Raw genomic sequence first — 13,144 nt, 5'->3', positions numbered from 1 at the left:
CAGGGCCCGACCACCATGCTGCCGGTGGCCGGCCCCGCCACCGTCCGCAGCTACGTCCGGATGCTGGCCCGCCGGCACCGGCGCGGCTTCGCCACCGTGATCGCCCTGCACTCCACCGCCACGCTCGCCGGCCTGGTCGGCCCGTGGGTGCTCGGCAGCCTCGTCGACTCGCTCTCGGCGGGCGACGCCCGGGGCCGGATCCTCCCCGCCGTCGGCTGGTACCTCGGAGCGCTGCTCGTCCAGTCCGTCTTCATCGGCCTGTCGCGGCTGCGCGGCAGCATCCTGGGGGAGGAGGTGCTGGCCGACCTCCGGGAGGACTTCCTCGTCCGGTCGGTGGCCCTGCCGCCCGGCGTGCTCGAACGCGCCGGCACCGGCGACCTGGTCTCCCGCGGCACCACCGACATCGACCGGCTCGCCAAGTCCGTCCGCGAGGCGGTGCCCGAGCTCGCCGTCGCCGTCGTCTCGGTGGTCCTGGTGCTCGGCGCGCTGGTGCTGACCTCGCCGCTGCTCGCCGTCACCTCGCTGATCGGCCTGCCGCTGCTGCTGGTCAGCTCGCGCTGGTACTTCCGGCGCGCCCCGCATTCGTACCGGGCCGAGTCGGCGGGGTACGCGGCGGTCAACACCGTGCTCGCCGAGACGGTCGACGCCGGTCGTACGGTCGAGGCGCTGCGCCTGGGCGACGAGCGGGTCCGGCTGACCGACCGCAAGATCGGCGAGTGGGTCGCCTGGGAGCGGTACACCCTCTGGCTGCGCTCCGTGTGGTTCCCCACCGTCGACGCGACGTACGCGCTCGCGGTGCTCGGCACCCTCACCCTGGGCGGCGTCTTCGCCGTCCGCGGCTGGATCGGCGTCGGCCAGCTGACCACCGGAGTGCTGTACGCCCAGGCGCTGGTCCACCCGGTGGACATGATCCTGCGCTGGTACGACGAACTGCAGATCGGTCAGGCCTCGCTGGCCAGGCTGGTCGGTGTCCGCGAGGTCGCCGACCCGGAGACCGACCCCGAGAGCCGCCCCGACGGGCGCCGGCTGCACGCCGACGACGTCCGGTTCGGCTACCGCGAGGGCTCCGACGTCCTGCACGGGATCAGCCTGGACGTCGCGCCGGGCAGCCGGGTCGCCCTGGTCGGCCCGTCCGGCGCGGGCAAGTCCACGCTGGGTCGGCTGCTCGCCGGCATCTACGCGCCGGGCCGCGGCCGGGTCACGCTCGGCGGGGCCGCCCTGGCGGCGATGCCGGCCGAGCGGGTCCGGTCCGAGGTGGCCCTGGTCAACCAGGAGCACCACGTCTTCGTCGGTACCCTCCGCGACAACCTCCGGCTCGCCCGGCCGGATGCCGACGACACCCACCTGCGGGAGGCCCTGGCCGCCGTCGACGCCGACGGGTGGGCGGACGCCCTCCCGGAGGGGCTCGACACCGAGGTCGGCTCCGGAGGCGCCGCGCTGACCCCGGCCCAGGCCCAGCAGTTGGCGCTCGCCCGCCTGGTGCTGGCCGACCCGCACACCCTGGTGCTGGACGAGGCGACCTCGCTGCTCGACCCGCGCGCCGCCCGTCACCTGGAGCGCTCGCTCTCCCGGGTGCTGGCCGGCCGCACCGTGATCGCCATTGCTCACCGGCTGCACACGGCGCACGACGCGGACGTGATCGCGGTCGTGGAGCAGGGCCGGATCAGCGAGTACGGCAGCCACCCCGACCTGGTGGCGGCCGAGGGGCCGTACGCGGCGCTGTGGCGCTCCTGGCGCGACGAACGCTGAATCGCGGCCGGCTGCGCGGCTGCTGCCCCTCCTTCACTGCTGCCGCTGCACCCCGGGATCCGTGTGGTCCCGCGGGTGCAGCGCCGGGGCCGTCCGACGCCGCAGTCGATGGCCCAGGGGCAGACAAATAGCGCGTATCCGTACGAATCGGAGCAGACTGAAGAGGTGACCAAGACTTCTGGCGACACCACCACCGGCGCTTCGGACGCCAAGTCGGGCAGGAGATTGCGGGGGTCCCGATCAGGGTGATCGGGATCGGCATCCTGGTCGTCCTGGCGGTGTGGTTCCTGCTCGCGAACCTCGACAGTGTGAAGATCCAGTTCTGGATCTTCTCGGTGACCGCGCCGCTGTGGATCGTTCTGCTGGGCACGCTGATCGTGGGCGGCATCTTCGGCTACGCCTTCAAGGGCCGCCGGGTCAACCGTCGCAGGTAGTCGCCGCGCCCGCTCCGCTCCGGCACCCGTGGGCCCGCCCTCGCTCCGGCGCCCGTAGGGCCGGCACGGGAGCGACCGCCGAGGTCCGTGGGGCGGCCGTGGCCCCAAAGGATCGGCGAAGCAACGGCCCGCTGCCCCAACCTCCGCTTATGATTCGACGGTGTTCGACTCACGGCACATCAGGACCTTCCACCAGGTGGTGGCCTCCGGCTCCTACTCCGCGGCCGCCCGCGTCCTCGGTTACACCCAGCCCGCCATCACCCAGCAGATGAAGGCGCTGGAACGCTCGGTCGGCGTCCCGCTGTTCATCCGCGCCGGACGTGGACTGCGGCTCACCGAGGCCGGGGAGGCGCTCGCCCGCCACGCCGCGACCATCCTGGACAGTCTCACCACCGCCCAGCAGCAACTCGGCGCCCTGGCCCGGCTGCGCTCCGGTCGGGTGCGGGTCTGTGCCTTCCCCAGCGCCAACGCGACCCTCGTCCCGGCGGCCACGGCCCGGCTGCTCGCCGACCATCCGGGCATCCGGGTCGAGCTGCTGGAAGCCGAACCACCGGACTCCGTCGACCGGTTGCTGCGCGGCGAGTGCGACATCGCGCTCGCCTTCCAGTACCCCGGCATGAGCACCGAGCTGCCGCCCGAACTGGTCGAGACACCGCTGCTGGAGGACCGGCTCACCGTGCTGCTGCCGGTCGGTCACCCGCTCGCCCGCCGCCACGCCGTACGGCTGGCCGACCTCGCCGACGAGCGCTGGATCGCCGGCTGCCCGCGCTGCCGGGCCAATCTCCTGCAGATCTGCGCCGACGAGGGCTACACCCCGGACGTGGTGTTCACCACCGACGACAACCTCGCCGTGCAGAGCCTCGTCGCCGCGGGCGTCGGGATCGCCCTGATGCCCGCCCTGGTGCTCTCCTTCCTGTGCCATGCCAAGGTCACCGGACGCCTGGTCGAACCCCACCAGCGGAGGCGCGTCCTCGCCTACGTCCTGCGCGAGCACCTCCGGATCCCGGCCACCGCACTCGTCCTCGACGAGCTGCGCCGAGCGGCCGGGGCCCGCTCCGGCTGCTGACCCCCGGGCCCCGCCCCCGTCCCCGCCGGCGCGCGATGTATAAGGAATGATGGGGGAAGGCCCAACAGACCGTCGTTGGACGTGACGGGACGCCCGGGCGGACGCTGCGGCCATGACGACCACCACCAGCGTCACACCCACGGATGCCCGCTGCACGCCCCGCATGCGGTCGCTTCTCGCCGGGATCCGCGCCGACGTGGCCCGGGGCCTGCCACCGGGCGACACCTCTGCCCTGGTCGGCGAGCGGCTCGCCGGCCACCTCGGTGCCACCGACCTGCTGGCCGCCGCCCACTGCGAGGGCGACCCGAACTCCTACCGGCAGCACGTGCTGCACGCCGAGCCGGACGGATCGTTCTCGCTGGCCGCGCTGGTCTGGCTGCCGGGCCAGCACACCCCGATCCACGACCACGTCTCCTGGTGCGTCGCCGGTGTGCACCGCGGCCGGGAGCACGAGGTCCGCTTCGCACTCCTCCCGGACGACGACGGGGCCCGCCTCGTCGTCACCGGCGAGGCCGTCAATGCCCAGGGCTCGGTCTCGGCCTTCGCACCGCCGGGCGACATCCACCTCGTCCGCAACCCCGGACCGGGCGCGGCGATCTCGCTGCACGTCTACGGCGCCGACCTGGCGCGCCTCACCACCAGCATCCGCCGGGTCTACCGGCTGCCCCTCCATCGGCCGCCCCTCCACCGGAGGTGAGCGCCGATGGCACTCACCCTGCGCGCCACTGCCCGGTCGGTGGGCCCACCGGGCCTGCACCGGAACGGCCCAGGGCTGCTGCTCGCCGCGGTCGGCACCGCCGCGGCGTGGGGCGTGCACGCCGTGCTCCCCGCCGTCCCGAGGCTGACGGCCGCCGTGGTGCTGGGGGTCGCCGCCGCCCACCTGCCCGGGGCACGCCCGTTCGTCCGCGGCCGGGCGCGGGCCGGCCTCGCGCTGGCCGGGCGCCGGCTGATGCGGGCCGGCATCGTGCTGCTCGGCCTGGCCCTGGGCGGTTCGGACCTGCTGGGCCTTGGCTGGGCCACCCTCGCGATGGTGCTCGCCGTGGTCGCCGCGACCTTCGGCGGCACCCTCTGGCTCGGCCGCCGGCTCGGGCTGCCGGGCCACCAGCCGCTGCTGGTCGCCACCGGTTACTCGATCTGCGGGGCCTCCGCGATCGGTGCGGTCGGTGAGGCCGCCGGCAGCGCCGAGGAGGACGTCGCGGCGTCGGCGGCCCTGGTCACCCTCTGCGGCACGCTCGCGATCGCCGTCCTGCCGGCACTCCGCCACCCGCTCGGCCTGGACGCGGCCGGGTTCGGACAGTGGGTCGGTGCGAGCGTCCACGATGTCGGCCAGGTGGTCGCCGCTGCCCAGACCGCCGGGCCGGAGGCCCTTCGGGAGGCGGTCGTCGTCAAGCTGCTCCGGGTGCTGATGCTCGCCCCGCTGGTCGCCGGCGTGGCCGTGACGTCCGGCCGCCGAGCGTCCGGCCGATACCCGTCCGGCCGCCGGGCCTCCGGCCGCCGCGTATCCGGCCCGCGCGCGTCCGGCCGGTACCCGTCCGGTCGGGACGCGTCGCGTCGGCGGCCGCCGGTGGTGCCGCTGTTCGTGGCGGGCTTCCTCTCCGCCGTGGCGCTGCGCAGTACCGGCCTGGTGCCCGAGGAGATGCTGACCGGAGCGCAGCAGTTGCGCGAACTCGTGCTCGCGGCAGCCCTGTTCGGTCTCGGCAGCGCTGTCGACCTGCCGACGCTGGGCCGCACCGGCGGACGGATCGCCGTTCTCGGTCTCGCATCCTGGGCGATGGTCGGCGGCGTGTCCTATATCGGTGTCCTGCTCACCCGGTGAGCGTTACAGTCGGATCGATCGGACCGGAACGACCGCGAGGTGCCGCACGATGACCCAGCTCCCCGTCAGGGACGCCGCTCCCGCGCCCGTCACCCTGGACCGGCGCGAAGGCCCCTACGGGGAGGTGGCGCTCCGTCGGCGGGGCGAGCACCTGGAGATCATCGCCAACGGGTGCTTCCTGATGGACACCGCGGACGGCCGATCCGAGCGGCTGCTCGTGCAGGCCGCGCTCGACCTGCTCCCGTCGTCCTCCCGGCCGTCGGTGCTGATCGGCGGCCTGGGGGTCGGGTTCTCGCTGGCGTACGCCGCCGCCGAGCCGCGCTGGGGTGCCATCGCGGTCGCCGAGCGGGAGTCCGCGGTCATCGACTGGCACCGGACCGGCCCGCTGGCCGAGTTCTCCGCCGGCGCGCTGGACGACCCCCGGGTGCGGGTCCTGCACACCGACCTGGTCGCCCATCTCGCCGGGCCCGGCCCGTCGTACGACGCGCTCTGCCTCGACATCGACAACGGGCCGGACTGGACGGTCGACGACGCCAACGACGGCCTGTACGGGCCGGGCGGCCTGGCTGCCGCACACCGCCGGCTCAACCCCGGCGGGGTGCTCGCGGTGTGGAGCGCGCAGCCGTCCACCGCCTTCGAACAGGCCTTGCGGGCGGCCTCGTTCACCGAGGTGCACACGGTGGAGATCGAGGTCGCGCGCGGCGTGCCGGATGCGGTCCATCTGGCACGCCGCGCCTGACCCGGCCGGAGGGGTTACCGCAGGCCGGCGTCCACGGCGGCCATCAGCTCGCCGCTGCTCGTGTCACCGTCGAACGACCAGACCATGGCGCCGGCCAGCCCCTGTGCCTTGATCCACGCCGTCTTGCGGGCGATCTCCGTCGGGTCGTCGTAGGTGTAGAGGACGGACCCGTTGTAGATGTACGCGAAGCCCGCGACCGGGTCCCGGTAGACGGTGTAACCGCCGCTCGTGGCCATGTCCTTGAGCTTGTGGTAGTCCTCGTACCCGGCCTCGTACGTGCCGGGCGCGGGCCCGGTCGAGGTCTGGAAGAGGCCGTTGGTGGTGCCACGCGGCACGCCCGTCCAGCCGCGGCCGTAGAACGGGATGCCGAGGGTCAGCTTGCTCTTCGGCGCACCGCCCGCCACGTACGCGTTGATGGCGATCTCCGAGCTGAATCGCTGGTTGGCGGGGCTGGGGTCACCGGCGGGCAGCGAGATCGCCGACTGCTGGTTGGTGGTGGTCTCCCAGGCGCCGTGGTAGTCGTAGCCCTGGATGGTGGCGAAGTCGAACGCCCCGAACAGGCCCGGGATGTCGATGCCCGCCGAGATCTTCGCCGGGTCGGCCGGCAGGAAGGCGCTCAGCGTGTAGTGCTTGCCGGTGGTGGCGCCGAGCGCGTCCAGCTGGCGGCGGAACTCCTGGGCCAGCAGGGTGTAGTTGGCCTTGTCGGCGGGCTTGAAGATGTTGCCGAGGTGGCCGTCGGAGTTGGGCCACTCCCAGTCCAGGTCGATGCCGTCGAAGATGCCCGCCGCGGAGCCGGCGCCGCCGCGGCCGTCGATCACCGGCAGGTTGCCCTTGATGTACATGTCGATGCAGGAGCTGACCAGGGCCTTCCGCGAGGCGTCGGTGGACGCCGCGTCGGAGAACCACTTGCTGTACGACCAGCCGCCGATGGAGATCTGGATCTTCAGGTTCGGGTGCTTGGCCTTCAGCTGCTTGAGCTGGTTGAAGTTGCCCGCCAGCGGCTGGTCCCAGGTGTCGGTGGTGCCGGCCACCGAGGTGCCCGCGTCCCAGCCCTTGCCGAAGTCGGCCCAGGCGTCACCGGCGCCGTCACCGGCGTTCGGGTCGGAGTCGGTGCCCGCCGCCTTGTTGGTGATGAAGCACTGCTTGCTGGTCGGGTCGATGTTGGCGAACGCGTAGTTCAGCGTGGTGAGCTTGGCCGCGCTGCCGGAGGTCTCCAGCTGTTTGACGCTGTAGCCGCGGGCGTAGATCGACCACTGGGTGAAGTACCCGATCTTGAGCGCGCTGCCGCCGCCCCCACCGGTCTGGGTACGGGCGGTCACCGCCGCGGAGGCGGGCGAGGTGTTCCCTGCGGCGTCCCTGGCCTTCACGGTGAAACCGTACGACGTGTCGGCGGCCAGCCCGGCCACCGTGGCGGAGGTGCCGGTCACGGTGGCCGCGACGGCGCTGCCGTTGTAGACGTCGTAGGCGGTGACGCCGACGTTGTCGGTTGCCGCGCCCCAGGTCAGCGAGACCGAGCTCGACGTGGTGCCGGTGACGGTCGGGGTCCCGGGCGCGGTGGGCGGCTGGGTGTCCACCAGCGGGGTGGGCACCGTCACCGAGACGGGGCCGGCCGGGGCGGACCGGTTGCCCGCCGCGTCGAAGGCGACGACCGTGAAGCTGTGCGTCCCGGCGGCGAGCCCGGTGACGGTGGCGGAGGTGCCGGTCACGGTGGCCCGCTTGGTGGCGCCCTCCATGACGTCGTAGCCGGCCACGCCGACGTTGTCGGTCGACGCCGACCAGGAGAGTGCGGCGCCGTTGCTGCCGCTGAGGGCACCGGTGAGGCCACCGGGCGCGGTCGGCGCCGAGGTGTCGCTGCCGCCGCCGCTGCCGTCGCACGGCTTCCCGTTGAGCTTGCAGTTGGCGAGCGGTGTGTAGGCGCCCGAATAGGCGATGTTGAAGCCGAAGTTGTAGGAGGCGCCCGCCGCGATGTCGGGCTGCCAGCTCGGGTTCTTGACCGTGACGTGCGACGCGGCGACCGAGTAGACGGCGTTCCAGAGCGAGGAGACGCTGTTGCCGGCCGGGAGGTCGAACTCCAGCGTCCAGCCGTTGATCGCGGTGGCCGACCCGTTGGTGATGGTGTAGCTGCCGCCGTAACCCGTGCCCCAGTCCTGGTCCTTGGCGAACGAGGCGGTTGCGGTGGCGGCATGGGCCGAGACGGCGGGCAGTGCCACCGCGAGGAAGGGGGCGAGCAGGGTCCCTGCGGCGAGCAGGGGCAGGCGGAACCGACGTCTGCGCATGGGTGAGCTCCTGTCCGGGAGCGCCGGGCCGCGGGCGGCCGGGGCTCCCCTACCTGTGGGGAGGTGCCAGGTGCAGGGCTCGGCCGCGACCGGGCACGGCGGAGCCGGGGACCCGGGCCGTCGGGTTGCGCAGGGTCCTGTGCATTGGAGGGTAGGGACCGCGGCGCGCGCTGGCAATAGGTCTGGACCACGGACCGGGGTCGGTCGGTGACGCGGGGTGCCGGCCCGCCGGGCGGTGCCCGGCGGCTGTCGTCGGTACCGGCTACTGCGGAAGTCGCAGTCCTGCGACGAGGACTGCGACCAGCCGGCGCGCGTCGTAGCAGGGGTTGTCGTACCCGCCGATGCAGAGGTTGCCGACGGCGCGCATGAGTTCGTACCCGGCCAGGTCGGAACGGGATTCGCCGGTCGCGGCTGCCGCGTCGAGCAGTTGGTCGCAGACGGGGACCAGTCGGTCGAGGAACCAGGCGTGCAGCGCGGCGAAGTCGGTGTTGTCGGCCTGGAGCACGGTCGCGAGGCCGTGCTTGGTGACCATGAAGTCGACGAAGAGGTCGATCCACTTCCCCAGTGCGGCGTACGGCGTTGGCCCGGCGGCGAGGAGTGCCGGACCGGCCGCGGCGCAGGCGTCGACCTGGTGCCGGTACACGGCGATGATCAGATCCGACCGGGTCGGGAAGTGCCGGTAGATGGTGCCCGTCCCGACGCCGGCCTCGGCCGCGATGTCGCGCACCGGGGCCTCGACGCCCGACCGGACGAAGATCGCGGCGGCCGCTTCGAGCAGCGCCTCCTGGTTGCGCTGGGCGTCCGCCCGCTTGGGGCGGCCCGCGGGCGCCGCGCCCGGGCCGCTGTTGCCGTCGTTCACCGCACTGTCCTTCCGGTCCGCCCTTGCAAAGCGGAACTGTGTTCCGTATCGTTTTCGGAACGGGGTTCCGTTTATTCATGATGCCAGAGCGGCAGGCCGACGGCCAAGCCGCGCATCCTCCGTGCCCCACCCACGACAGGGGAGACACCACCATGCAGTACCGCACTTTGGGCCGCACCGGCGTGCAGGTCAGCACCCTCGCCCTCGGCGCCATGAACTTCGGCGCGATCGGACGCACCACCCAGGACGAGGCCACCGCGATCGTCGACGCCGCCCTCGACGCCGGGATCAACCTCATCGACACCGCCGACATGTACGGCAGCGGCGAGTCGGAGGAGATGGTCGGCAAGGCCATCGCCGGCCGCCGCGACGACCTCGTGCTGGCCACCAAGGCCGGTCTGCCGATCGGCGACGAGCGCAACCACCGCGGCAGCTCACGCCGTTGGCTGGTCACCGAGCTGGACAACAGCCTGCGCCGCCTCGGTGTCGACCATGTCGACCTCTACCAGATCCACCGCTGGGACCCGACCACCGCCGACGAGGAGACGCTGTCGGCCCTGACCGACCTGCAGCGCGCGGGAAAGATCCGCTACTTCGGCTCCTCGACCTTCCCCGCCCACCGCCTTGTGCAGGCGCAGTGGGCCGCCCGCGCCAACCACCTGGGCCGTTATGTCACCGAACAGCCCAGCTACTCGATCCTGCAGCGGGGGATCGAGGCCCATGTCCTGCCGGTGACCGAGGAGTACGGGCTCGGGGTGCTGGCGTGGAGCCCACTGGCCTCGGGCTGGCTGTCGGGCGCCGTCCGCGCGGGCAGGGAGCTCACCGGCAACCGCTCGAAGGTCGTACCGGAGCGCTTCGACACCGCCGTCCCGGCCAACCGGGCCAGGCTCGACGCGGTCGAGCAGCTCGTCCAGGTCGCCGACGGGGCCGGACTGACGCTGATCCAGCTCGCCCTCGGCTTCGTGACCGCGCACCCGGCGGTGACCGCCGCGATCATCGGCCCCCGAACGCCGGAGCACCTGCAGGCGCAGCTCGCCGCCGCGGACACCGTGCTCCCGGCCGACGTCCTCGACGCGATCGACGCGATCGTGGCGCCCGGCACCGACCTCGCCGCACACGAGAAGTTCGACACCCCGCCCGCCCTGCTCGACCCGGCGCTGCGCCGCCGCTGATCGGACCCCGCCGATCGACCGCCGTTGATCGCATGCCGCTGATCAACGGCCGTCCCGTGCCTCAACCCGCCGTCAGGTGCTCCTCGAAGAGCGCGCGCTGCTCCGCCAGGTAGGCGGCATCGCCGAGGTACTGCCGGTGGTGGCCGGCGGCGAGATGGCTCGCGAAGGCCGCGCTGCTGGCAGCGGCCTGCTCATGCATGAAGTCCACCAGCGCGTGCAGCCGGGCCGTCACCGCGTCGACCAGCCCGGCGCGTGCCTCGGCGTCCAGCCCGTACCGGTCGCAGAACAACCGGGTGCGCCGGGCCTGTTCGTCGGCGGTACCGAAGCCGTCCGCGTTGCCGGGGGCGGTGATCGGCGCCCAGCGGTACACCGCGTACGCCACGTCCCACAGGCGTGGCCCGGGGTGGGCGGTGTCGAAGTCGATGATGCCGACCGCCCGGTGGCCGTCGAGCACGCAGTTGTGCGGGGCGAAGTCGCCGTGGCAGACCACCTCGGCGGGCGTCCGGGCGGGGAGCATCCAGCCCGTGGCCGCGGTCAGCGCGGATCCCGCGGTCGCGTCGTGGAAGGCGCGCAGCAGCCCGGCCGCGCCCAGCAGGGCCTGGACGGACGCCGCGGCCGGTGTGGCGGGGTAGTTGCTCACCTCCCCGGGCAGGAAGTCGAGGATCTCGAAGCCGTCCGCCGTGACGTCCCGCACCGAGGGCGCCGCCGTGAAGCCCTGTTCCCGCAGGTGCCGCAACAGGGCGTGCACCTGCGGCGACCACGGTCCGGTGGGGCGCCGTACGGTCGTGCCGATCCGAACGACCTCGTTCACGCCGCCGCCGGCCAGCACCTCGCGGTCCGTCCCGCGCACGCTGCCTCCTCCTGCCGGGGGCCCGGCCTCCGTCGATGTGTCGACATGCCGTCATCCGGCCGGGTGGTGGCGGTGCGAGCCGGTGCTCGCACCGCCACCACGGCCCGGTGCAGCGGGTTCAGCCGAAGGGGTTGTAGGCCGGGGGCTCCTCCGCGGCCGGTGCCGGTGCGGCGGGGGCCGCGGGTGCGCCGGTGGTCGGGGCCGGGGGCGCGAACGGGTTGAAGTCCGGCGGCGGGATCCGCACGGGGGTGCCCTTGCCGGATCCGGCCGGGGCCTCCTCGGCCGGCGCGGCAGCCGCCGGCGCGGTCGGGGCCGGCGGTGCGAACGGGTTGAAGTCCGGCGGCGGGATCCGCACGGGGGTGCCCTTGCCGGGGCCGGGCGGAGCCTCCGCAGCCGGGGTCGCGGGCGCGGCCGCGGGTGGCGGCGGCGCGCTCACGGGGGCCGCCGGGCGGGCCGGCGGTGCGCCGGTGACCGTACCGAACGGATCCTGCGGCTCGTTCGACACCACCGTGCCGAAGGGGTCGGCCACCGCGGGGGCGGCCGGTGCCGGAACGGCGGCGACGGGTGCCGGTACGGCGGGGGCCGCGGGGGCGCCGGCGGTCGGGGCCGGGGGCGCGAACGGGTCGAAGTCCGGCGGCGGGACCCGGACGGGGGTGCCCTTGCCCGCACCGGGAGCCTGCCCGTCGGCCGGTGCGGCGGGCGCCGGAACGGTCGCCACCGGCGCGGTCGGGGCCGGCGGCGCGAACGGGTTGAAGTCCGGTGGCGGGATCCGGACGGGGGTGCCCTTGGGCCCCTCCGGAGCAGCCGTCGCGGCAGCAGCGGGCACAGGGGCGGGAGCGGCGGGCGGCGCGGGGGCCACGGGAGGGGCGACCGGTGCCGGGGCTGCCGGTGCCGGGGCCCACAGGTCGGCGGCCGGGGCCGCCGGGGCGGGCTCGGCCACCGCGGGCTGCACGGGAGCCGGTGCCTGCAGCGGTGCGGCAGCCGGAGCCGGAGCCGGAGCCGCGACCGGGGCCTGGGCCGGAACCGGCGCGGGGGCAGCGGTCACGCCGTCCCAGCCGAGCTGCACACTCTGCAGGACCTCCGCGAAGACGCCCGCGTAGAGCTCCCAGTCGTCGGCCTGCACGGTGCCGAGCTGGAGCGTGAGGGCGGTGCTGCCGTCGGGCAGCGGCAGCACGGCCTGGACGACCGAGCTGACCGCCCGGCGGTCCTGCCCGTCGGCGGCGAGGTGGCCGGGCACCGCCAGGGCGCGCGGCTCGACCAGCAGCGCGGCGGGGCCGGCCGGCAGGAGCACCGTCCAGACCTCGGCGTGCGGACGGGCGTCCGCCAGCCGGTGCGCCAGTTCGTCCGCCGGGCCCTGGGCGGGCGCCAGCGAGACCACCAGGGAGGCGTGGCTCGTCCGGTCGCCGGCACGGAGGGCGGACAGCCCGGCGAACACCACGCCGGCGGCCGTCGCCTCGTCGGCGAGCGCGGCGGCCAGCACCGACCAGTCGCGGCGCACCGCGCTGCCGCCGCCGGCGAACATCTCCTCGGCCACCTCGGCGAGGTGCTCGGCCACGGCGGCGCCGCCGCCGCGCGCTGTCAGCGGGTGGAAGACCGACGGCACCACGAGCCGTGCCTCGACGCCAGAGCCGGTGGAGAGCTCCTCCGGCTCCAGCGTCGGCCGGGCCGAGGCGAGTGCGGCGAGTGCGGCCGTGAACGGCGGGCGGAGCCCGGAGTCCCCGGGCTCCGGCACCACCGGGAGCCGGAACCGCCCGGCCGCGGACCCGCCGCCCGACGGGGCCTCCGGTCCGACCGGCACCCCGCGCACCGCACCCGCGCCGTACCGCGCGGTGAGCGCCTGCTCGGCCCCGGCCGCGGACTCGGTACGCCGGGTGGTACCGCCCTCGACCACGGTCCCGAGTCCACGGACCGTCAGCACCCCAGGGCCCCCGCCCGCGCCGAGCCGCAGCCCGAACAGCGCCTCGGCGGACGGGTGGGCGTCGCGCCGGAAGGCCGTGAGGGCGTCCAGCGGATAGTGCGTGGCGTGTTCGTCCAGCAACGCCTCGGCCAGTACGTCGAGTGTCGCCGCGATCCGCTCCGCGCCTGCGAAGCCGTCGAGTGTCATGGCGCCGAGCCCCCTCGCTCCCCGTGGAAAAATCCGTCCACTTTCTATCAGAAGCCGTGGCCGGCGCGGGCAGCCGGAC

11 protein-coding genes are annotated in these 13,144 nt (G+C 74.3%); 7 read left to right on the top strand and 4 right to left on the bottom strand.

All coding sequences use genetic code 11. The features are described 5' to 3' along the window. Positions 1-15 precede the first annotated feature (15 nt). From ABEB13_RS10360 to ABEB13_RS10335, 6 genes are all read left to right on the top strand, one after another. A complete protein-coding gene (locus ABEB13_RS10360) occupies positions 16-1,749 on the top strand; it encodes an ABC transporter ATP-binding protein (protein WP_345705258.1) in 1,734 nt (577 codons plus the stop codon). A gap of 245 nt (positions 1,750-1,994) precedes the next feature. After that, a complete protein-coding gene (locus tag ABEB13_RS10355; RefSeq protein ID WP_345705257.1) occupies positions 1,995-2,183 on the top strand; it encodes a LapA family protein in 189 nt (62 codons plus the stop codon). A 160-nt stretch (positions 2,184-2,343) separates the two neighbouring features. Continuing rightward, positions 2,344-3,249: a LysR family transcriptional regulator gene (locus ABEB13_RS10350; protein ID WP_345705256.1), complete on the top strand. Its 906-nt coding sequence runs from the start codon at positions 2,344-2,346 to the stop codon at positions 3,247-3,249. Positions 3,250-3,361: 112 nt separating this feature from the next. Continuing rightward, the gene (locus ABEB13_RS10345; RefSeq protein WP_345705255.1) at positions 3,362-3,946 is read left to right on the top strand and encodes a cysteine dioxygenase family protein; all 585 of its coding nucleotides are present in this window, start codon (positions 3,362-3,364) and stop codon (positions 3,944-3,946) included. Positions 3,947-3,952: 6 nt separating this feature from the next. After that, on the top strand, positions 3,953-5,065 hold the full coding sequence (locus ABEB13_RS10340; protein WP_345705254.1) for a YeiH family protein: 1,113 nt from the start codon (positions 3,953-3,955) through the stop codon (positions 5,063-5,065). A gap of 49 nt (positions 5,066-5,114) precedes the next feature. Continuing rightward, positions 5,115-5,804, top strand: a complete 690-nt coding sequence (locus tag ABEB13_RS10335) for a spermidine synthase family protein (RefSeq protein ID WP_345705253.1) — start codon at positions 5,115-5,117, stop codon at positions 5,802-5,804. Between the two features lie 14 nt (positions 5,805-5,818). Here the strand turns inward: ABEB13_RS10335 and ABEB13_RS10330 are convergent, their stop codons facing one another. Next, positions 5,819-8,080: a glycosyl hydrolase family 18 protein gene (locus ABEB13_RS10330; protein ID WP_345705252.1), complete on the bottom strand. Its 2,262-nt coding sequence runs from the start codon at positions 8,078-8,080 to the stop codon at positions 5,819-5,821. Between the two features lie 262 nt (positions 8,081-8,342). Further along, the gene (locus ABEB13_RS10325; RefSeq protein WP_345705251.1) at positions 8,343-8,939 is read right to left on the bottom strand and encodes a TetR/AcrR family transcriptional regulator; all 597 of its coding nucleotides are present in this window, start codon (positions 8,937-8,939) and stop codon (positions 8,343-8,345) included. 152 nt (positions 8,940-9,091) lie between these two features. Between ABEB13_RS10325 and ABEB13_RS10320 the strand changes: the two genes are divergently transcribed. Further along, the gene (locus ABEB13_RS10320; protein ID WP_345705250.1) at positions 9,092-10,111 is read left to right on the top strand and encodes an aldo/keto reductase; all 1,020 of its coding nucleotides are present in this window, start codon (positions 9,092-9,094) and stop codon (positions 10,109-10,111) included. A gap of 61 nt (positions 10,112-10,172) precedes the next feature. On the opposite strand, the gene ABEB13_RS10315 is transcribed toward ABEB13_RS10320, so the two are convergent. Further along, positions 10,173-10,961 (bottom strand): phosphotransferase enzyme family protein, encoded by a 789-nt coding sequence (locus ABEB13_RS10315; protein ID WP_345705249.1) that lies wholly within the window; start codon positions 10,959-10,961, stop codon positions 10,173-10,175. 118 nt (positions 10,962-11,079) lie between these two features. Continuing rightward, complete coding sequence (locus ABEB13_RS10310) at positions 11,080-13,065, bottom strand: hypothetical protein (protein ID WP_345705248.1); 1,986 nt, start codon at positions 13,063-13,065, stop codon at positions 11,080-11,082. Positions 13,066-13,144: the final 79 nt, after the last annotated feature.

Source organism: Kitasatospora paranensis (assembly GCF_039544005.1).
Taxonomy (GTDB): domain Bacteria; phylum Actinomycetota; class Actinomycetes; order Streptomycetales; family Streptomycetaceae; genus Kitasatospora; species Kitasatospora paranensis.
This window is presented reverse-complemented; position numbering and strand designations above follow the sequence as displayed.